This window comes from Hydrogeniiclostridium mannosilyticum (genome assembly GCF_003268275.1).
Classification (GTDB): domain Bacteria; phylum Bacillota; class Clostridia; order Oscillospirales; family Acutalibacteraceae; genus Hydrogeniiclostridium; species Hydrogeniiclostridium mannosilyticum.
In genome coordinates this window covers 123,948-144,539 of the sequence record NZ_QLYR01000001.1, presented here as the reverse complement: position 1 = coordinate 144,539, position 20,592 = coordinate 123,948, and the positions used below count along the sequence as shown (strand labels likewise).

Sequence of the window (20,592 nt, the reverse complement as noted above, 5' to 3'; positions counted from 1 at the left end):
ACAACTGGTGAAATTCACTACGGGGGGGGTACAACAGCCCCTACTTTAGGCAATATGCTGAACCTTTCGAAAAAGTGGGGAAGAACCAAGACTTAATAGCCTCTCTGATTTTTGGCGGCATTTCTTCGGAGAGCGCTTATCCCGGAAAAAGCCGACAAAATTATATGGGAGTGTTAGAACAATGACACAGAGCAAACATACCAAGCGCGCATTGCTGGCAAGCATATTGTCAGTTGTGCTGTGTGTAGCCATGCTGGTGGGCAGCACCTTTGCGTGGTTCACAGATTCCGTGACAAGCGGAAACAACAAGATCGTCGCGGGAAATCTGGACGTGAAGCTGGAGTACAGCACAGACCTGCAGAACTGGGAGGATGTTGACACAAACACCAACGTATTCAAGGATGGAACCCTTTGGGAGCCTGGCTATACCGAGGTCGTCTATCTACGGGTATCAAACGCAGGCTCGCTGGCGCTCAAGTACAAGTTCGCTATCCATGTAGCGGATAAGGTGATTGGTCAGACGGCGGACGGTAAGGAGATCGACCTGTCGAACTTTATCAAGTTTGGTGTTGTGACTGCTCCGGAAACTGCTTATTCTCAGGACGCGGCCGGCCGTGCAGCTGCGAGGGAGGCTGTTGCCGCTGACGCCCAGCTTATTTCCGCCGGCTATTCCAAAGAGGGAGCTATGGTGAAAGACGCGGCTCCCGAAGTTCTGGCGATGGTCGTTTATATGCCGGAGGACGTCGGCAACGAAGCCAACCATGGTACAGGCAAACAGGCGCCTTCTATTGATATGGGCATCAGCCTGGTTGCAACACAGGATACCGTGGAGGAAGACAGCTTCGGCAATGATTATGACGAGGATGCGGTTTTTCCGTGGGATGGTGTGACCATGACTGAAGTTGTGCCGGACGAAGAAGGCAACTATCCTGTTTCCAGTGCTGCGGAGCTTGCATGGATGGCGCATGAGATCAATGAACTGAACATAAATGAAGTTACAATTGTGCTGCAGAAGGACATTGACTTAAATGGTAAGGCATGGACTCCTATTGGAGGCGACGGATATTTTACCGGAACATTTGACGGGAACGGGCATATCATCAAAAACCTTACGGCATCCAAAAATGAGGCGTCTTCAGATCCTACACGTGGGATCGCTCTGTTTGGCTATGTTGAGGATGCTGTTATAAAGAATGTAAAGTTCGAGAATGTCCAAACACAGGGACGCTATTCTGTTGCCGCAGTTGTTGGCGACGGTGCAGGAGAATTGACTTTTGAGAATATAGAAATCCTCAGCGGCTCCATTCAGTCCAATCAAAATGATTCCAGAAAAACGGCGCAGGTTGCCGGAGGTATTCTGGGACAGGGTTGGGGAAACAGCTCTTCCGGACAGAAAATCATTTTTAAGAATTGTATCAACTGGGCAGATGTTACGGTGAACAAACAGCATGCTGGCGGTTTATGGGGATCGATTACGACGGCATCATACGTTGATGTTACGGTTGAAAACTGCCATAACTATGGGAATATTACCAGCTTAAGCCAAGATAACGGTGGCTATGCAGGCGGGCTGGGCGGATATTTTTCTGCCAAATCACTCACAATCACTGGCTGCACAAACAACGGCACAGTTAAAGCAGACCAATATCTGGGCGATTTTGTCGGGTATTCTACTTTGGCGAATGGTTCAGTCAACGAATAAATACTATGCCTTTCGCAAGGTAATCAAAGGGCATGAGAGACAAGAACGGTCGCTAAAAGATTTTCATTCTAAGGTGTAAACGCATGGTATGCGGATTACATACAGCCATTGAAAAAGTTCATAAGGAGGAATTACAAATGGCCAACAGCAAACATACGAAACGCGCACTGCTGGCAAGTATTTTGTCCGTAGTTTTATGCTGCGCAATGCTCATCGGTTCCACCTTTGCGTGGTTTACCGATTCCGTGACAAGCGGCAAAAACATTATTCAGGCGGGTAATCTGGATATATCCGCAACCTATCAGGATGTGGATATGGACAAGGGAACGGTCAGCTATACCATTCCCGGCTTTGACCGTGTTCCGGATGGCACTGTGAATTTTTCAGCCGACACAACGGACATCAATGAAAGCAACGCCATCATCAGCGAAAACCTTTGGGAACCGGGCGCAGTGGGCGCAAAACTGATTACTGTGAAAAACGACGGTAATTTGGCGGCAAAGATCAAGCTAAGCTTTGCTGTGGAGGACGGCGGCCTGCAAAATGCACTGTGGTTTGACTTCGTGCAGGTAAAGGACGGTGCAGTAGCCGGTACATTCATCGAGCGTGAAATGAGTACGCTCACCGCAGTTGCCAACGCTGTTGAACTTCCGCTGGCATCGAAGGGCGAAGTTTCCTTTATTCTCCTTTACGGAATGAAAGAGGAAGCCGGCAACGAGTATAGGGGTAAGTCTTTCTCGGCCGATGTTGCTATTTTGGCTGCGCAGGATACCGTGGAGGAAGACAGCTTCGACGATCAGTATGATAAGGATGCGGAATATCCGGTATATGTCGCAACAGCGGAAGAGTTGAAGGATGCCCTGGCAAACGCCGAGGATGGAGATACCATTGCTCTGACAAAGGACATTGAATTAACAAATCCTGTAAACACGCTCAATAAAAACATCACATTAGACGCGAAAGGAAACACACTTTCCGGTGTTCCCATGCATATCACCGGCAACGATGTGACAGTAAAAAACGCTGTGTTTGATAATGCCAAGAACGGACAAGAATCCTGTGTATATATACACAATGTGGGAAAATATGTTTTTGAAGGCTGTGAATTCAAGAATACAAAGTGGGACGGCATTCAGATGACCGGGAAGATTGCAGGCTCTGAATTGATTGTCAACAATTGTACATTTTCTAATGCTGAGCAGCGGTACATCCATGTGGAGGCAATTGTAGACGACAAACCGGCTATTAATACAGATGTAAAGGTTACTATTACCAATAATAAGTTTGGCGAGAACCCGAATAATGACGCCATCGGTTTGTATTACATCCTTACTGATGGCATCACTGCGTATAACAACACCTTTGCAGCGGAAGAGCCTACCATTTATATTTGTAGCTCTAGCACATCTCCATCCATCTCGCAGGAAGACGCAATCAAAATGTTTACTGCTAAACAATAACAGCTGGTTTTCGGAACAAGACCGCTCTCCCTTTAACTGGGAGAGCGGCAATCAAAGGGCATAAGCTATGGTTTGTGCCTTTTGATTGCCGTAAAAGAAAAGGAAGATAAAATTAGAAAGGAGGCGGTCGCTTTGAAACAGTGGATAAAATCCGCGTTATATGTTCCCAAGCATTCAAAGCCCACCGATGAAAATATCTTGCGGCTGCTTATGCCGTCGTTTCTTGGAATGATCCTGTGCATGGTTTTTCTTGCAGGGACAACATGGGCGTGGTTTACCGCCAGCGTCCAAACGCAGCCGCAGACCATAGAGGCGGCAAATTATGATATAACGGTTCTAATTAAGGATGGAAATAATCAGCCTCTTGAAAAAACAGAGAAGGGTTATCTTCTTTCTGCCAATGCCGAATATACCATTACACTGACTGCCGGTGGCACTGCGAAAGAATTCGGCGGTTATTGTATCGTCCGCTGTGAGGAAGCGACGCTGTATACCACACAACTGCGCCCCGGTGACACGCTGCCTTTTACCTTGATTCCCGAAAAAGAAGGAATATATACTTTCACCGGCGTGTGGGGCAGTTATTCTGGTAAGCCGGACATCACAAACGGCTGCACGATTGGGCGGAAAAAGGAGACACAGCGTGTACCCGAAGTCTCTGAACCGCAGCAGAACAGCGCGGGCCGGAAAGATGTACACATTGTGCAGGCTGAGGATTCTTTGTGGGGGATTGCTGCACAGTATGGCATAACTGTGGAAAAAATCGCTACATATAATGACATTGCTCAGGATGCAGTATTGCAGATCGGACAGGAAATCAAAATCCCACCGCAGGATTATGAGGTTCCGGCGGCTTCTTCTACGTCTTCCATATTGCCGGAGGAATCATCCTCAAAGCCGGGGGAAGCAGCCGAATCAAGGGGGGACGAATCCGCAGAAACAAGCTCCGACTCTGAATAAAACAGGATTTTGCCAAACAGACCGCCTATTCCATGGGCTGGAGCGTCAACCCCGTACGGAAGATATGCCTTGCATAAAAATGCAATTGTAATAAAGTCGGTTGCGTTTTTCGCCAAAATTTGATATAATAAAATAAAAATAGTTTCATAGGATAATGTAAAATTGCAATTTGGGTGCAATAAGGGGTTGACAGGGGATGGCTCTCGAAAATATAATACCTAACAGACAGACAGACAGACAGACAGACAGACAGACAGACAGACAGACAGACAGACAGACAGACAGACAGACAGACAGACAGCGATAAGAGCCTGCTTTTATAAATATATTTTTGATTTGGAAAAGGCACAGGAATCCATTGCGGATTCTTGTGCCTTTTTTTGCATTTTTGAGATGTAATTTCTGGAAAGGAGGGTGTCATTATGATTAAGATTGCGGTATATCACCATGACAGCCAGCTTCGAAAAAAAGTATCGCAGGATTTTATGGACGGTTTGAAACAGTCCCGGCTTTATGGGAAAGTGTACTCCGTTCAGAATTTGCAGAAGTTTTCTGAGAATCTTCTGGACGGGAAATACCGATTTGATATTATTTGTATCGATACGGATGAAAAAGAGCTGGTTCAAAGGCTGATGGGACACAGCTACCCCAATATCGAATATATTTTGCTGGATACGCCGGCAGAGGATGTGTCAGGATATATGCGGTATAAGCCGGCGGCGTGGATACGGTCAGACGGAAATGGGGAAGCGGCCCAGGCGCTGCAAGCGTGCCTATATCATCTGCATAGAAAACGCGAAGAATGTTTTTGTATCCATACAAAAGCAAAGAGCGTCCGGATCCCATACCGGCAAATCCTATATCTGGAAAGCCGGCTTCACCAGGTAATTGTCCATACGGTACGGCCGCAGGATATGTGCGCCTTTGCCGCCGTCCTGGACGATGTGGAAAAAGCGCTTCCGGAAGAAACGTTTTTCCGGTGCCACCAAAGCTTTTTGGTAAATATCGACAGCATCTGCCAGCTTGACCGCACAGATCATAATCTGATACTGAGCAGCGGAGAAACGCTTGGCATCAGCAAGCGGTATTACAAGGATATCAACCGTATTTTCCCATGGGAAGCCACAATATAAGAGCAAAATTTACAGGATAAGGCCAAATCTGCAGTTTGGCCGTCCAATACGGCAAAAGGGGTGGCAGCCTGTCCCTGTAACGATATAATGGAGACAGGCTAATGATACTGAAAAGGAGGAAACAGATCATGAATGATTTTATGGATTTTTTGGGGAACTTAGACGGCGAGGATCCCACCATATCCCAGGGAGCGGACAGCCTGACCACAGGAACGGATTATAACGGCGATGGAATTACAGATGGGGAAGCGTTATACGAAGACCTGAACGGAGACGGCGTGTTCGATACCATTACCGCGTCGGTAGACACAGATGGGGACGGCGTTGTGGATTTTGTCTCTGTGTATCAGGACACAAATGGCGACGGGTTTACCGATTATTCCGCCGCCCTTATGGATGTTGATACAAACGGGGATGGAATCGCGGACAGTGTGTTTTTTGGCGAAGACGCCAACGGCGATACTGTTTTTGAAACAACACAGATCATGGACGCAGAGGAATGGGCCATGTTTACCGGAAGTCCGGACAGCGGATATGTCCCGGTAGACGAAGGCGGAGGCTTTGACGCGGGATATGAGCAGTTTAATCCCGCGGAAACCGATATGTCCCAGGTAGTGGGAACACCTACTGCGGACGAGCAATGCTGGGACTATCAGGGAGAAAGCGGCCCCTGCGCGATTTATGCGCAGGTGATGGCGTATGAAGGCATGACCGGCCAGGATATTGACCCCGAGCAGATGATAGACGTCGCCACAGAGCAGGGCTGGTACGATGGAAGCGGGACTACCATGGAGGATATGGATAAGATTCTGAATTATCTCGGCGCTGATACGGAGAAAGACTTTGGCGGGGATATAGAGGACCTTCATAACTGTCTTGAAAACGGGGGAAGAGTCGTCGTGGCAGTGGACGGGAATGAAATCTGGTACGGGAATACGGAGACCTATGCGCCGAACGATCCGAACCACGCGGTAGAAGTTATCGGGATCGATTATTCCGGTTCGGAGCCAATGGTTATCATCAATGATTCCGGTACGATGGACGGACATGCGATCACAGTACCGGCCTCCCAGTTTATGGACGCATGGGAAGACAGCGGCTGTTATTATGTGGAAGCATACGCTTAATCCGGAAAGGAAGCGGAATATCGAAAATAAAAGAGCAGGAGGATAAAACAATGCTTTCAATACAGGAGTTTTTAAAGAAAATCAATACGGGCAGCGCCGTCCGTGAAAATATCCCGATGGGGTTGGGAATGGGATTTCCTGTGCTCAATATTACAGGGGACCGGCTTCTGGTTTCCGTCTTTTACTACCGATCCGTGCTGCGGCCGAATGACCAGACTTTGCTGATGCCCCCGGAATATAAGCTCACGTTGGACTATCCGAGTGGCAAAATGACCTCGTTTGAAAACCTTCGGCTGGATTCCCGGTATGCAAAGGTGAATTTTGATAAGCCGGTGGGGACATTCCGCCATGAAGCAATCAAGCATTTGGACCGGGATGGATACAAAAAAGCAAAAGAGGATTTATATGAAGCTCTGAACCGCTTAATCGCGTTTTTAGGGGATGAGGGCGAGTTTACGAAAGAGGATGAGGAAAAGCTGTCGGGACTGTATACCATGATGACGGAACCGCCCCTGCATCCGTTTTATAAATCCCTTTCGCCGCAGTTCTTTGAACGGTATATCGAGCAATAAGGAGGCGGGATTTGTGTTTCTCAAAAATAAAAATTTTTTTGACGACCCGGCTCCTCTGAAAGAGCGTACGGAGAAAACGGACGTTCAGGAGGAAAACGCATCCTCTGGAAAAGAGCAGAAGGATTGGGAGGACGTAAATCTCAGCTTCTATGACGAAGCTTTTATGGCGCGGCTTCAGAAGCTGGAAGGGTATTGCCGTGAGGCCGGCAGGAAGGACTTACTGGAACAGCTGGCTTCCATCAGAGCGTACTTGGCTTCGGAAAAATTCAGCGTGGCGGTAGTCGGCGAATTTAACCGGGGAAAAAGCACCCTGGTCAACCGGCTGATCGGTCGGGATATTATCCCGACCAGCGATATCCCGACAACCTCCCTTCCGATTTACGTGTCGGGCGGAGAGCAGGAAAGCATCACTTTAAAAACAGTAAACGGGCAGAAACGGTACCCGGTCGCGGAAAAGAGCTGGGAAGCCATTGAAGAAGAGAAGAAAAAACTCAGGGAGACTAAAGGCGCGATCCTTTTAAAGCGGAACTGCAGTCTTTTGATGGAGAACGATCTGGAGTTGGTTGATACGCCCGGCGTAAATTCGCAAATCCGCGGGGATCTCAGCATGGCGGAGCAGGCGCTGAGCGGATGCGACTGCGCCATCCTGCCAATGGCCGCCATAGCGGCGTTCAGCGAATCGGAAAAGCTGTTTCTTCAGGAGCGGATCCTGATGAAAAAAGTCCCGCGCATTATGGTTGTTTTGACAAAGCTTGACCTTGTGGAAGAAAAACAGCGGTTAAGCGTTGTGGAATCTGTGCAGAGAAAACTGGAAGCTATGGAAGCAGAGATCCCGCTTTACCTGTCCGCAGAGAACATGGCGGAGGGCTGGGAAGAGCGGTCCGGGACAGAGGCGATCCGGAAGCAGATCCTTGCATGGCTGCATGAATCCTCCCATATCCAGCTGAAAAAAGAGAGGGCCAGCCAGGAAATAAAGGCGGTTTCCGCAGACCTGGCAACGGTTTACCAATGCCAGCTGGATATTATCGCGGAAAAGGAAGAAAAGCGGAAGGAAACGGCGGAACAGAGCAAACAGAAGCTGCTCCGCAGCGCACAAATCCAATGGGATGCATTGGAAACCGATATGCTGAACCGCTGCAATCAGAATTTTGAGTGGATCCGCAGCATGACGGAGGAACGCCAGCAGGACGTCATAGAAAAACTGACGCTGGAGCTTACCCATGTGGCTAATCCGAAAGACTGGTGGGAGAAGGACTACCCATACCGGATGAAAATGGAAATGATCTCCTTGGGGAATATTCTGGAAAACAACCTTCAGGGCTTTTATACCCGTGACGTCAACTGGCTGAACCATCTCCTTGAAGAGAAATATGGTTCCGCTATTCCGCCGCAGAACCAGCGGATTGCGGAGAAGGGCGTTTTCCGTGCGCCGATGGTGCAGCAAGCGGTTGAACTGGAGGATATGAAACGTTCCCGGCTGATTTCCCGCGTGGGGACGGGCGTCGCTACAGTCGGAGGATACCTGGTAGGCGGGCTTATCGGGCTGTCGCCCATCGGGATGGCCGTAGGCATTGGCGGAGGTATTATTTCCGAGGTCTTTATGAATAAGCGCGTGGAATCGCAGAAACGGGAGCTTACGAGGATTATCCGCGAAGAACTGCCGGGCGTTTTCAGCGGCAGTATTGAAACGGTTGAGAGGAATATCCGGGAGGTTTATATCTCAACGATCCGCACAATGAAGCGAACCTGTTCGGATTGGGTAAAGGTAAAATGCGACGCCATCGACGCGGCGCAAAAACAGGCGGATGATCCGAAGCGTGAGGAAGCCATCCGCCAAAAGCTTGCCGAACTGAGAGGGATCGGCATATAGCATCAGCAGGTGATATCAGAGTAGGAGGAAAATACAATGACGAACGATCAGCTCAAAGAATATGCGGCAAGGCAGAAGCGTCTGACCGGCATCATCCAGGAAGCGTCCGGTCTGGTACAGAAATTGGATATGGAGCACTGTGCGCAAGTATTGCAGCAGCTGCGGCAGAAGATTTCATCGGATACATTCAAGATCATGGTGATGGGAAATTTCAAAAACGGTAAGAGCACGTTTATCAACGCGCTTCTTGGGCAGGAGATCCTGCCGGCCTATGCCGTGCCGACAACCGCGATTATCAATGAAATCAAATATGGCGAAAAGCCAAAAGCGGTCCTGCATTTTCTGAACCCGCTGCCGGAAAAGATGTACGACGGGATTCCGGAAAAGGCGCTTACCCATATGCGGCGGTTCCAAATGAAGGACGTCCCGCCGATTGAGATGCCTGTGGATGAAATCGAGGATTATGTGGTTATTCCGATGGGCATGGAACATAAAGAGGCGATTAAGCAAAGCCCCTTTGAAAAGGTGGAACTGTTCTGGCCGCTGGATCTGCTCAAGGACGGCGTGGAGATTGTGGATTCCCCGGGCCTGAATGAAAATCCGGTGCGCACCCAGGTAACCATGGAATACCTGAGCAAAGCGGACGCTATCATTTTTGTGTTCAGCGCTTTGGCGATGGGTTCTGCGGGAGAGATTGCGTACATAGACGATACGCTGCGGAAAAACGGGTTTGGAGAGCAGAGCCTGTTCTGCGTGGTAAACCGGTTCGACCAGCTGACCAGCGAGCGGGAACAGCAGCGTCTGCGCAAATTCTCGGACAACCTTTTGGCGCCTTATACCAAGCACGTATATTATACTTCAGCCTATAAGGGGCTTGTGGGTCAGCTTCAAAACAATCCGGCAATGCTGGACGAATCCAAAATCCCGGCGGTGGAAACAGCTTTGGCGGATTATCTGGCCAATGAGCGCGGGAAGATCAAGCTGGCGACGCCGGCACGGGAACTGATCCGCGTTATCCGGCAGGACGCGCTGGAAACGACAATTCCCCAGCGGCGAAACGCGCTGTCCACAGATTTGGATGTGCTGAAGCAGCGGTACAGCGAGGCGCAGCCGGAAATCGAAAAGCTCAGGCAGCAAAAGTATTTGATTACCAGCCGGACGGAAGCCTTTATTGCAAACCTGCTTCCGGATATCCGGCGGAGCGCTGTCAATTACTTCAATAGCCTCCCGGGGCAAATCCGCGTATGGGTTGAAGAATATGAACCGGAGACAAAGGTTTCGGCGCTTCATCCAAAGCGGGATGCGGAAGCGTTGTCGGACGAGCTTGTGAACTTTATACAGAATAAAATAGACGGTGAAACCAGAGAATGGCTGTCCGGGCCGTTTACCAATCTGGTCAATGATAAAGTAGAATCCTTGAAGGATTCTCTGGAAGGCCGTTTGGAGGAATTCTTTGTTTCTCTGGATCAGGTCAAGGTGAGCGTAACGGGGTCTCACAATATCGATACAGAAGATATCCCGGTTTGGAAGCGCGTTGTAGCCGCTGGCGGCGGACTGCTGATCGGAGATGTCGGCGTTGCAGCTTTGGGCGCTACGACAGGGCTTTCTTCAGAATTTGCGAAGGGCATTGCCTTACAGCTTGGCGCTTATATTGGGCTGGCTATCTTGGGCATTTTGAATCCGTTTACGATTATTGCGGTAATTGCAGCTTCCGTCATCAGGGGCGGGCTCAAGGTATCCGAAAAGGCTGTGAAGAATGCCAAGGAACAGGTGGCGGCAACGTTCTGCGAAGAAATCAGCGGCAAAAGCATGCAGCTGGTCGATACCGTTGTCAGCGGGGCGACAGAGAATTTTGATAAAATCAAGGATATTATTTCCAACTCAATGGACGTGGAAATCGGAGAAATGCAGAAACAGCTGGAAGGCATTATCCGCGATATGGAACAAGGCAAAGAGGTTGTGGAACAGAAGTCAGCGCAGTTGTCTGAATATGAAAAGCAGCTGAAGGGAACTGCGGAGAATCTCGATACCTTTATTTTTGAACTGTTGAAATAGCAGTTTGGAGCGGTTGAAAACATCCGCTTCCTCCCAAGCGTTTTTTACTGAAGAATAGTTCCTATTCAAAGTGTTTTTCAGGAGTCGGGGAAAATGATTGTTTTGCACTGGCATATCTGGAATATATCGGGGGCTCCTGCCTTTGGAAGGAATTGACGGCTATAGAATCCGAGAGTGTCAGCGGAGCCTCAAATAGTGGAAATAATTGATGAGAAGCTATCTCAGGAGAAAATTGAATCGGGTGATTACCAGTTTGAATGATACGCTTGAGAATATGCCGAATCAGCAGGAGAGAAAACGAAAATGAAAGCACGTGTATGTACAACAGAGAGCACAACGCCTGTATCCCTTGATTTCAGGACACAGCAGATAATCCAGCTGGCGGATATTGACGGGCATATCCGGTTTATACAGGCCTTGATGGGAAAATATAGTTTCCCATCCGAACAAGAAGCACAGCTTCAAACGGAGTTGAAGAAGATCCAGGACCGTCAGAACGAAAAAGCGTTGAATATGGCGGTAATCGGCGAATTTTCTTCCGGAAAGAGCAGCTTTATCAATGCCCTTCTGCGGGAAAACCTGCTGGAAGCAGACGCGATACAGGGGACGACGGTAGCCTCTACCCTGATTGGCTACAGCCCGGAAAGAATGTTCTGCACCTATGGAAGGGGCGGAAAAGGCAAGCAGACGAGAAGTGTTGAAAACGCAGCGGCACTGGCGAAACTTCTTGCAGCATATACCTCCGGTAATCGGAAGGATGAAAATGCGCAGCACCTGGAGGTGGGATACCCATCTGATTTTTTGCAGCAGGGTATCCGCATTATCGATACCCCGGGAACCAATTCGTTGGAGCAGTGGCACGAGGACGTCACAAAAGAAGCAATCCGGGAACAGGCGGACGCCTGTATTATCCTTACCAGCGCTGAAAAGCCGTTCCCGGAAAGCTTCTGCCGCTTTTTGGAGGATAACCTTGAAGACGTTTTGCAAACCTGTGTTTTTGTAGTGACAAAGATCGACTTGGTTCCGCCGAAGCAGCAGGCCAGACAGCTGGAGTATATCCGAAAAGTCCTGAAAGAGAAGCTGTCTGTTCACGATCCGTTGGTATTACCCTATTCCGCCCTGCCGGTCATAAATGGGACCGGAACAGAATATATTGAGGGAAATCGTGAAACAGAGGAAAGAATCCTGAAATTTTTGCAGGAGCAGAGAATCCGGATCCAGCTGCAGCGGTGCATGGCCTTGTCAGAAAACGCAATGGGACGGCTGAAAGAAAGCATGGAGCAGATATCCTCGCAGCAGGAGCAGCGGCACCTTCAGCTTATGCAGGCTGTTACAACGGACCTGCAGGGCTTTGTCATGAGAAAAAAGTCGGAAATCAGCTTATCCTATCAGGAAAACACAAACGAGAAATTAAAGGCGATTGGAGAAAACGTTGATGTCTGGATTCGGGATAAAAAGATAGAAGTATATGAAGCGTTTCAAAAACCGGCAACGGAAAGCGGCATACGGGATTTTTTACAGACAAAGCTGAATCCTTTGCTGGAGGAAAAGAAATCGGAAATTTTGAAAAATGCCGGCATATCCGCAGAGAGCTCCTCGAAGTATTTGAGTGAGATACAGTCAATAGCGGAAGGGCATTGCAGACGCTTTGAAGCGGATTTTAAGAGAGAATACCGGCAGCTGGAACTGCTTGCGCATGATCTGGTGCAGGAGGTGGATAAAAGCGTCCGCCTGGATGATTCCTTGATGACAAATATACAGGCTAACATTGCCATCCGTCAAAAGGTTGAGGCCAACGTCAAACAGTCAAACCGTGGTTTTATGGGATATGCGGGCGCGGGAGCGGCAGCCGGGGCCGCGATCGGTTCAGTTGTCCCGATTATTGGAACAACAGCGGGAGCTGTTATTGGCGCCGTTGCCGGCTTTATGCGGTTTAGCAAAAAGTCGGACGATTCATCCAGAGGGACGGCTTTCCGCAATCAGGTGGCCGGAGATGTCAACGCGGTGGTAGAGCAGTATTTCAGAAGCTTGAAAGATAGTGTGCTGCAGTTTTTTTATCAAAATGCAGCAAATTGCTGGATGCAGGTCGAGCGTGTTATGGATCAGTATCTCACGCAGTATACTGGTATAGTTCATGAAATGAGAAAACGCGATCAGCATGCGCAGGAAGAGGCCGCATTAAAAATCCGGGCCATTCAGGGCGATATCAGCTTAACGCAGCAGCAGCTTGAACAAATAAAGTCAGTAAGATACAAAATCAGTCAGCTGTAAGTAAGAGAGGAGTAAAGCAGTGATGGATACAATCCGGGAATTTGATTCCGTATGGAAAAAGTTTATGGTGATGTGCCGGGCAAAGCTGATGGAAAAAAGCAAACAATGCGCATTAAGCGGTGCTGCGGCGGAGATGTCGGTTCAAGATGCGGCCTCCATGTGGTTCGATCCATACAACGCATGCGGCCAGTGGCTGAAACAGTTGGAAAAGGAAGAACCGCAGACGGCTGAGAAAGTCAAAACGATTTTACAGGAAATCAAGCTGGAGGAAATCCCAGGGAAAAAAGGTTTCCCGGAACTTGGCGTTATCGGGATTGCGGCAGGAGGAGCGGCGGCCGGCGCCGGTGTCGGGGCGTGGATTCTCCACTTAGGGACATGGGGGACCCTCCTGTCAGCGGCAATTCCAGCGGTGGTTTTGTACCCGGCAATGAAAGGGTATCAGAAAAGCGAAAGGGAAAAGGCGGAAAGAGAAGGGATTACAAAATATCTGGAACAGCTTTCCCTTGTCCGGGAGGAAATTGACGGGGTATTGAACTGTTCTGCCTGCTAAATCTATAACCCTGCATAAGACAAAAACGGCCTGGTCTGCCTTTTGAAAGCTGCGGACTGGGCCGTTCTTAAAACCTTATTTTTGAAGTCAGAGCGGAAAGAAAGGGAAAATTATGATTGATGTTAAAATTTCAGTGAACAATGTTGATTATGAAGCCGCTTTGGATACACTGCTTCCAGTGCTGCTGGAGCATTTGTCAAAAAAATCTGAGAACGCTTTTTTGGCTTCCGTCTTGTCGAAGACCAAAGGTGTTTCGTCAATAGCGGCAAAAGCGGCTTTAAAAGCGCTTCCGCAGGATACGAGGGATGAGCTTGCCGTGGCGTGCTTAAACCATTATAAGGAGGATATTCAGCGTCTGCTTACCGAAGCGTCGAAACAAAAGGGGATTGCGCTGCAAATTGAAGGGATTGATATCGCTGTGGCACAGAATTCTGAAGCCGGTCAATAACAGAGCGCCAAAAAAGCGGTTTTGAAGGTGAAAAATGCAGACAAGAGTTATTTTTGAGAATGATATGATAAAATGGCGATAGGTCGGTTAAGGCAATACAAAGGAGGATGTGAAATGGAACGTACAGTTTATAATGCGGACAAAATGTATACATATATCCGCGGATATGCATCGGGGGTTGGTATGATCCAGACGCTTAAGGCACTTTCTTTTGCCAGGGAAAAGCATAATGGACAGAAACGTAAAAATGGCGACCCGTATATTGTGCATCCTCTTACTATGGCTTGTAATGCGTTGAGCATGGGAATTCGAGATGACAATACCATAGCAACAATTCTTCTGCATGATGTTTGTGAAGATTGCGGTGTGGCTTTAGAAGAACTTCCGGTAAACGATATTGTCCGCAGGGGCGTTCAGCTAATGACTTTCGAAGTTTTGCCAGGAGAAACAAAAGATATTGCCAAGACCAGATATTATAATATGCTCATTCAGAGTAAGGAAGCTGTGATTACCAAGTTGATCGACCGGTGCCATAATGTTTCAAGTATGGCAGGTATTTTTTCTGTTGAAAAGCTCAAGTCTTATATAAAAGAGACAAGAACTTATGTACTCCCACTGTTGAGACAAGCTAAGGATCATTATCCAGAGGAATCAGACAGGCTGTTTATGCTGAAATATCATATCACAAGTGTGGTTGATGCAATCGATTTGACAATGCAGGCATACGAAAGCAGAAATGAAGATACTGAAACAATAGAATAAAATAGCGTTTTTAGATGTGTGTATGAATAGATATGTGGAGGATTAACAATGTTTAACAAATCTATTGAACGCGATTTCGGTAAGGGCTTTCTCTTTTCAATGGAGACTTTAAACGTGACAGAGGAAGATCTGGAGAAATATCAAAGCGGCACCCCCCTTGACGCGGACAAATTCAAAGACTGCAATGTGAGGTTTTTTACCGATGGTTATTATCCGAGGGTTGTTCGGCTCTCTAAGGATATTCCGACTTTTGATTCAGGAGATCGGGAATATGATTCATGGCATGACTTGTATTTAGTACAAGAGCAAAGCGGAAATATTCATGCTGTTTATTGCACCGGTGGTTATCGCATTGCAACAATTCAAGGATACGCCAAAGTGCATCAATTACCAAACATATTGAAGAAATATTTTTTCTAATTAGTGAAACGGCGATAGCATACCTACAAATAAATATAATCCTAAATAAAAGAAGGAGTCCTTTGCTATGAGAAACGATTTTGATGATTATTGCCCAGCCTCTGTTTCGAGAGGTGAATTGGAAGATATAGCTAGCATTACAGTTAGATTAATGCCATATTATGGCCGTGATATAGAGAAAATGCGGGATATGCCCAGAGAACAGGCAGTCGCTTATAGGCAGGAATTGAGAGAAAAAGGAATGTTCTATGATGCCGCTAAGGCAGTAGATATTTATTCGCACGGTAATTTTTGTGCATCTCATCTCAGTAATTTTTGTAAGACAGATTTTATATTTGAGGGTATAAACATCAAGTCAATGGAAGGTTTTTTGCAATCACTAAAAACTTCAAATCAAGAAGAACAGATTCATATATGCTCTCTTGCAGGCAAAGAAGCAAAAAAGGCAGGTCTGGCAGTTGCAGGCTTTGATGGCAAACATCTCTATTGGCAAGGAGAAACGATTGATCGTTTTTCCGAACAATATCATGTTCTTGTTCGCAGAGCGTATCATGCAAGATTTGAACAGGATAACCTCTTTAGAAAAGCGCTGATGGAAGCGAAAAACAAACAGCTTTTACATACAATTGGGAATAATGATCCTAAAGTAACGATATTGACCGTAGATGAATTTATTGGCTTTTTGCAAGAACTTCAGGAAAAATTGTGAGCTCGCGCAGTTTAGCAAACAATACGTTTGATTGTATGCTCCTCTAGCGTAAATGACAGGAGCATATGATCTAAAGAGGTAGTAAATTGAAAACAATGAATATTTTTGACGATACCATGAGAATAGTCCGCCAAGGCTATTATAAAAGATGGCAAAAGAATCAACTTAAAGCTTAAGGACAGTGAAATGAAAACGGTAAGAGTGTTTTTATCTGAAGAAGTCCATGCATTAAGCGAGTATAAGTTTGAAAAACATATTTTTTATATTGGGAAATGCGGTCATAGCTGTGTGGATATGGATTCTTTTGTTGTGGCTCGCAGAAATTATAGGCAACCTTATTTAATCAGTAATATGTTATATGTCAAAAAAATAAAATAATAGAACTAGGAGGATATTTAAATAGTACAATAGTGATTATTATTGTAAATATGGGAGTAGAAAAGTGTTCGTTACATAATAAATCACCTTTTTCATTTGACAGCTTTCTTCTGTAATTTTCCTTTATCTTCTTTTTTTGATAGAATAGTCGTATTATGCGCATTCGCCTTTTTTATTTCTGCAAAAGGAGGTCATGGCTAAGAACTCATAGCGGCAGGCGGCATAAACATATGCTCGAAGAAATTGTTTTTGGCATATTTTAAGGTGCTTAGATTTTATTCCCTTTTGTTTCATGACTTCTACCGTCATACTAAAAGCAGAAACGATATAAAGACGAAAGGAAGTATGGGGGTTGGATAAGGGAAGGAAAAAAGAAGATCGAGTTATGGTTGAAGCGCTGAGAAAAATTCCGAGACTACTGGATGAGACGTATGCTGCATAATCAGAGTGTCGCGACAATATCCCGAAAAATTTGAAAAAACCCACCAAAGGAACTGGCATATACGCTGTCTTTCCTTGATAAGAGGCTGGGCTTGTTATATAAAGCAATTGAAAATTTAGAATTTGTAATAGTCGAAAGGTGGGGAAAAAGAGTTTTATGGTCAAAAAGAAAAAATGCAGAATTTGTGGGACCCCCATATATCCCATTCGTGTCGGGGGAAGTGCTATGATTCAGATAGAAGATAACGTTCTGCAAACCTCAGAAGTACTAAGGATGAAAAAATGTAAGGATAGCGCTGTCCGCTTTGAAACCCGAAATACCCGATACCGCTTAAAACTGCCTGTAAAAAGCCAGTAAGAAAGGGTGTTAGAATGAGCAGCGAGATTTTATATGACATAGCATTTATCGAAGTTGGGGAACAGTATATCCCGATTATCAATCAGGGCTCTTCCAATTGTTATGAATATAACCAAGATGGCCGGAAAGTTCGGGAAAGGTACTGGCATGTTCTAAATTTAGGATGCCGGGGCAAAATCCTTTTTTCAAGGGACGACATTGAAAAGACGGCGAAGTATTTTGAGGCCATCAATGAGGACAACAAGGGATTGCTCAGACCTAGCCGGTATATGGAATTCAAAACAGGAGAGCTTGAAAGATGGATCCTTTCCGGTATAAAGTCGGCGCTCACAGTAGAGGAATATCACGATGCCGGGAACAGAGTTCTTGTAACGGACTGTAGCCGGGAGCCATACAAGACGGTCTATGTGAAAACGACCGATCAGCTGCTGGAGGCGCTGGGAAATTTTAAAGGAGCCAAGGAAATCCATGTAGGCTTTCTGGATTCGCGTCATGTATATCGTCCGTTTCAGAGGAAGGTGAGGCCGGTAAAGGAACGCGAAAAGTTCTATGTGCTGAGGGGCATATGGGGATATTTTCAAAGGTACCGCGGTCAAAAGGTGTTTTTTACATCCGTACTTTCAGACCGGAGCGTGCGGAAATTTTCTACTGAAAAACCTTTGAAACCTTCTGCATATTTTGCGGAAGGTTTTTTACTTATCTAACATACTACCTTTAGAGGTGATAAAAATGATTAGCGAAAATATGTGTCGAAAAAATATTAAGCCAGGAATCACAGTGGACATTGTTTTAAAGCAAGACCAAGGTACAGCCCGTCTGGTCAGAGGAAATGTGAAGAGAGTTCTAACAAACAAATCCTATCATTCGAGAGGTATCAAGGTTGAATTGCTGGATGGACAGGTGGGCAGGGTTCAAAGGATTATTCCTGATATTAAATGAATAGAGAAATTTACATACTATTCTTAGAATAAGTCTGAGAAAAGGAGTTGAGAATCATTGAGAAAGAGCCACTGATGGAAACTGGACTTTATGTAACAGTGATCATATCGCTCATAGACTCATACTTAGAAGCAAAGCAGAAAAGAGAATACTTTTGTTATAGAGGATAGCAGACGGCTTTAAATTATCAAAAATATGATGCTCGGAGAATTTGTTCAGGCAATTTTGTATATGACAGATGTTGTTCCTTGCTGTTACAGGATTTATAATTTGGAAAAATAAAAACAAGGCAGTAAAGAAGAAAACAACAATCTACAACGAGAAGCCCCGCCGGGATTAACCCGGCGGGGCTTCTTATGTTAAATTCAGATATAAGATTTTATCTTTGAGAAAAAGTTATCCTTTGAGCGTGGTTATGCTTGTAGAAATAGCAAACAACTAATTATCCGTTATTTTCGTTTGAAACGGCGATGTTGCAGTACCATCGGTTTGCAGCATAAGTGATCCCTATACCGATATAGCTATATTCACTGCTGCCGACGTAGGCCCAATGACCTGAGCTGTTAAAAAACATATTGGCGATGTGCTGTGCGACTTCATCGATCGTGCCTATTTTTCCGAATTGTCCGATGGCTTCTCTTGCACAGGGTCGATAATAAGGTTCGCCGTCCAGACCGTGAACAGATGGATCGACATATTCGCCATATTTTAAAGCAGTTGCAGCTGCGCGCACATCATTGGTATCATGTGCAAAATTGGTGACAAGCTGCTTGCTTCGATATTTGGCATATTCGCTCAGCCCTGGCAATTGTGTGGCGGGGGAGGCTCCTTGTGAAGCGCGGTATTCGTTGATATACTTGACAACCTCTTTGGCAATCTCCGCATGGTCATTTTCTGTTGCATAAACAGTTGGCGTCCAGGTGCTGCCGGAAGATGGTTCTTCAGATTCAACAGGGGACTGGGAAGATATATCGGCGGGAGGGGTTGAGGATGCTGGACTTTCTGTGTTTTTTGAAGCGCTGCTCGAACTGGCGGGAGAAGGGTCGTCAGGTTCCGATATATCGGTTCGCGCAGAGGAGGAAGACACATTTTCCGATTTGGAAGAGGTATCCTTTGGTTCGCTACTAACATTGGCTGATTCAGAAGATATGTTCGTTTCAGAGGAAGTCTCGTTGTGATGAGATTCGGATTCTGAAGACTGCAGAACGGTAGAGACCGAATCGGATGAAGAGGAAGGGATTTCTGACGTAGTGCATCCGTTCAGAAGCATTATTAAAAGTAGGGAAAGAATAAAAAATTTCATACGCATTTTAAAACCTCCTGTTCCGTTTATTTTTTATCAATTGTATTTGTTTGATAACTGGATACGGTTATCTATCCAATAATTTGTTTCCTTCGTTATGACAGCAGAATAACATTCCAATTTTTCTTTGTCAAACTCGTATATAGCGAAATAGGACATTTAACACCCTTATCCCGGCACAGTTTTTTGGTCTCAAAAGCTTTTATCATACTATATGCAGGAACACATTTGACGAACGGAGAAGCAGCAGAATGAAATTATGGAGGGATAACAGATGAAAAGTGAATTTATCATTGAAATGGTGAACGGGATCCTGAACGGCGTTTATAGCGTGCGCCCAATATCCTGTGACGTAAGGGTGTACGACAGGGAAGATCTCTATGATGAGGAGCGGACAGAGGAATACTGGCGCAACTGCGTTCTCATTGAAAGCGGATGTGTCAACGATATCAACGGAGAGACTGTCTCTGAGGCGCCGCAGCCCCTGTATAAGAACAAGCAGATAGAAGACTTTCAAAGGCTGTTTGCGGATAATCCCACAGGGGAAAGGAAGCTTGCTTTTCTGGAAGGCTTTTTGTATGCTTGGGCGCTGGTCAACCGGAACATCCGTGATATGTGGCGGTCGGAAGATGAAAGAGAAAGGGAGCAGGGGAGAGAAGGATTTGAACTTTTCAAGCCGATGCTGTACGACTGGCTGAACATCTACGATCAGTTGTTTAAGGACCTGTGGAAATACGCAGAAGAAAGGAAGGGTTGCTGAATGCGTGAAAGCAAAGCTGCTGTAGCGGAATGGGATGAGATCAATCGTATGGCCGAAGTATTCGCAGGGCAACACGCCTGCGTTCAAAAGGGCGCGGCCCTCATGTCGCATGGCGAAGTTTGTTTTGCATTCCAATTGGGAAAAGGAGAATCTGCCAAGAAAGCTTTTTACGCCTTGATGCAGCCATTTGATACGGCCGGATTCTGGGAAGCTCTGCCGGAATATAATGAAAACGGCTGGATTGTGCTTCCGGAGGATATGACGCGTCGGGTAATGGATTCGGTGGCAGGACTGAGTTTTTTAATCGGATCCGTCATGTTCCTTCTTGATGGCGTATTGCTTCTGGAAGCCGAAGCGCAAAAAGGACGGTGAAA

The 20,592-nt window shown here is 46.4% G+C and carries 19 protein-coding genes; 18 read left to right on the top strand and 1 reads right to left on the bottom strand.

Annotated elements, in window-relative coordinates; genetic code table 11:
• The first annotated feature begins 181 nt into the window (after nucleotides 1–181).
• From DPQ25_RS00710 to DPQ25_RS00630, 16 genes are all read left to right on the top strand, one after another.
• Nucleotides 182–1,702, top strand: a complete 1,521-nt coding sequence (locus DPQ25_RS00710) for a TasA family protein (protein WP_112331259.1) — start codon at nucleotides 182–184, stop codon at nucleotides 1,700–1,702.
• 137 nt (nucleotides 1,703–1,839) lie between these two features.
• Nucleotides 1,840–3,162 carry a right-handed parallel beta-helix repeat-containing protein gene (locus DPQ25_RS00705; RefSeq protein ID WP_177576774.1) on the top strand — a complete coding sequence of 441 codons (1,323 nt, stop codon included), beginning with the start codon at nucleotides 1,840–1,842 and terminating at the stop codon, nucleotides 3,160–3,162.
• 132 nt (nucleotides 3,163–3,294) lie between these two features.
• A complete protein-coding gene (locus DPQ25_RS00700) occupies nucleotides 3,295–4,122 on the top strand; it encodes a LysM peptidoglycan-binding domain-containing protein (RefSeq protein WP_146740505.1) in 828 nt (275 codons plus the stop codon).
• 422 nt (nucleotides 4,123–4,544) lie between these two features.
• Nucleotides 4,545–5,255: a LytTR family DNA-binding domain-containing protein gene (locus tag DPQ25_RS00690; protein WP_112331256.1), complete on the top strand. Its 711-nt coding sequence runs from the start codon at nucleotides 4,545–4,547 to the stop codon at nucleotides 5,253–5,255.
• A 128-nt stretch (nucleotides 5,256–5,383) separates the two neighbouring features.
• Entirely contained in the window at nucleotides 5,384–6,382 is a 999-nt protein-coding gene (locus DPQ25_RS00685; RefSeq protein ID WP_112331255.1) for a C39 family peptidase, read from the top strand.
• A gap of 50 nt (nucleotides 6,383–6,432) precedes the next feature.
• Nucleotides 6,433–6,954 (top strand): hypothetical protein, encoded by a 522-nt coding sequence (locus DPQ25_RS00680; protein WP_112331254.1) that lies wholly within the window; start codon nucleotides 6,433–6,435, stop codon nucleotides 6,952–6,954.
• 13 nt (nucleotides 6,955–6,967) lie between these two features.
• On the top strand, nucleotides 6,968–8,824 hold the full coding sequence (locus tag DPQ25_RS00675; protein WP_112331253.1) for a dynamin family protein: 1,857 nt from the start codon (nucleotides 6,968–6,970) through the stop codon (nucleotides 8,822–8,824).
• A 36-nt stretch (nucleotides 8,825–8,860) separates the two neighbouring features.
• A complete protein-coding gene (locus DPQ25_RS00670; protein WP_112331252.1) occupies nucleotides 8,861–10,879 on the top strand; it encodes a dynamin family protein in 2,019 nt (672 codons plus the stop codon).
• Between the two features lie 303 nt (nucleotides 10,880–11,182).
• Nucleotides 11,183–13,150 (top strand): dynamin family protein, encoded by a 1,968-nt coding sequence (locus tag DPQ25_RS00665; protein WP_112331251.1) that lies wholly within the window; start codon nucleotides 11,183–11,185, stop codon nucleotides 13,148–13,150.
• A 22-nt stretch (nucleotides 13,151–13,172) separates the two neighbouring features.
• Nucleotides 13,173–13,700 (top strand): hypothetical protein, encoded by a 528-nt coding sequence (locus tag DPQ25_RS00660; RefSeq protein ID WP_112331250.1) that lies wholly within the window; start codon nucleotides 13,173–13,175, stop codon nucleotides 13,698–13,700.
• A gap of 112 nt (nucleotides 13,701–13,812) precedes the next feature.
• Complete coding sequence (locus DPQ25_RS00655) at nucleotides 13,813–14,148, top strand: hypothetical protein (protein WP_112331249.1); 336 nt, start codon at nucleotides 13,813–13,815, stop codon at nucleotides 14,146–14,148.
• 114 nt (nucleotides 14,149–14,262) lie between these two features.
• On the top strand, nucleotides 14,263–14,910 hold the full coding sequence (locus DPQ25_RS00650; protein ID WP_177576773.1) for an HD domain-containing protein: 648 nt from the start codon (nucleotides 14,263–14,265) through the stop codon (nucleotides 14,908–14,910).
• A gap of 48 nt (nucleotides 14,911–14,958) precedes the next feature.
• A complete protein-coding gene (locus DPQ25_RS00645; protein ID WP_112331247.1) occupies nucleotides 14,959–15,330 on the top strand; it encodes a hypothetical protein in 372 nt (123 codons plus the stop codon).
• Between the two features lie 67 nt (nucleotides 15,331–15,397).
• The gene (locus tag DPQ25_RS00640) at nucleotides 15,398–16,039 is read left to right on the top strand and encodes an NADAR family protein (RefSeq protein WP_112331246.1); all 642 of its coding nucleotides are present in this window, start codon (nucleotides 15,398–15,400) and stop codon (nucleotides 16,037–16,039) included.
• Between the two features lie 1,191 nt (nucleotides 16,040–17,230).
• Nucleotides 17,231–17,920 (top strand): hypothetical protein, encoded by a 690-nt coding sequence (locus DPQ25_RS00635; RefSeq protein WP_112331245.1) that lies wholly within the window; start codon nucleotides 17,231–17,233, stop codon nucleotides 17,918–17,920.
• Between the two features lie 25 nt (nucleotides 17,921–17,945).
• A complete protein-coding gene (locus DPQ25_RS00630; protein WP_112331244.1) occupies nucleotides 17,946–18,155 on the top strand; it encodes a YwbE family protein in 210 nt (69 codons plus the stop codon).
• A 442-nt stretch (nucleotides 18,156–18,597) separates the two neighbouring features.
• Here DPQ25_RS00630 and DPQ25_RS00625 read toward each other — a convergent pair whose 3' ends face one another.
• Nucleotides 18,598–19,464 (bottom strand): CAP domain-containing protein, encoded by an 867-nt coding sequence (locus DPQ25_RS00625; protein ID WP_112331243.1) that lies wholly within the window; start codon nucleotides 19,462–19,464, stop codon nucleotides 18,598–18,600.
• Nucleotides 19,465–19,732: 268 nt separating this feature from the next.
• On the opposite strand from DPQ25_RS00625, the gene DPQ25_RS00620 reads away from it, so the two are divergent.
• The gene (locus DPQ25_RS00620; RefSeq protein ID WP_112331242.1) at nucleotides 19,733–20,218 is read left to right on the top strand and encodes a hypothetical protein; all 486 of its coding nucleotides are present in this window, start codon (nucleotides 19,733–19,735) and stop codon (nucleotides 20,216–20,218) included.
• Nucleotides 20,219–20,590: a hypothetical protein gene (locus tag DPQ25_RS00615; RefSeq protein ID WP_112331241.1), complete on the top strand. Its 372-nt coding sequence runs from the start codon at nucleotides 20,219–20,221 to the stop codon at nucleotides 20,588–20,590.
• Nucleotides 20,591–20,592 lie beyond the last annotated feature (2 nt).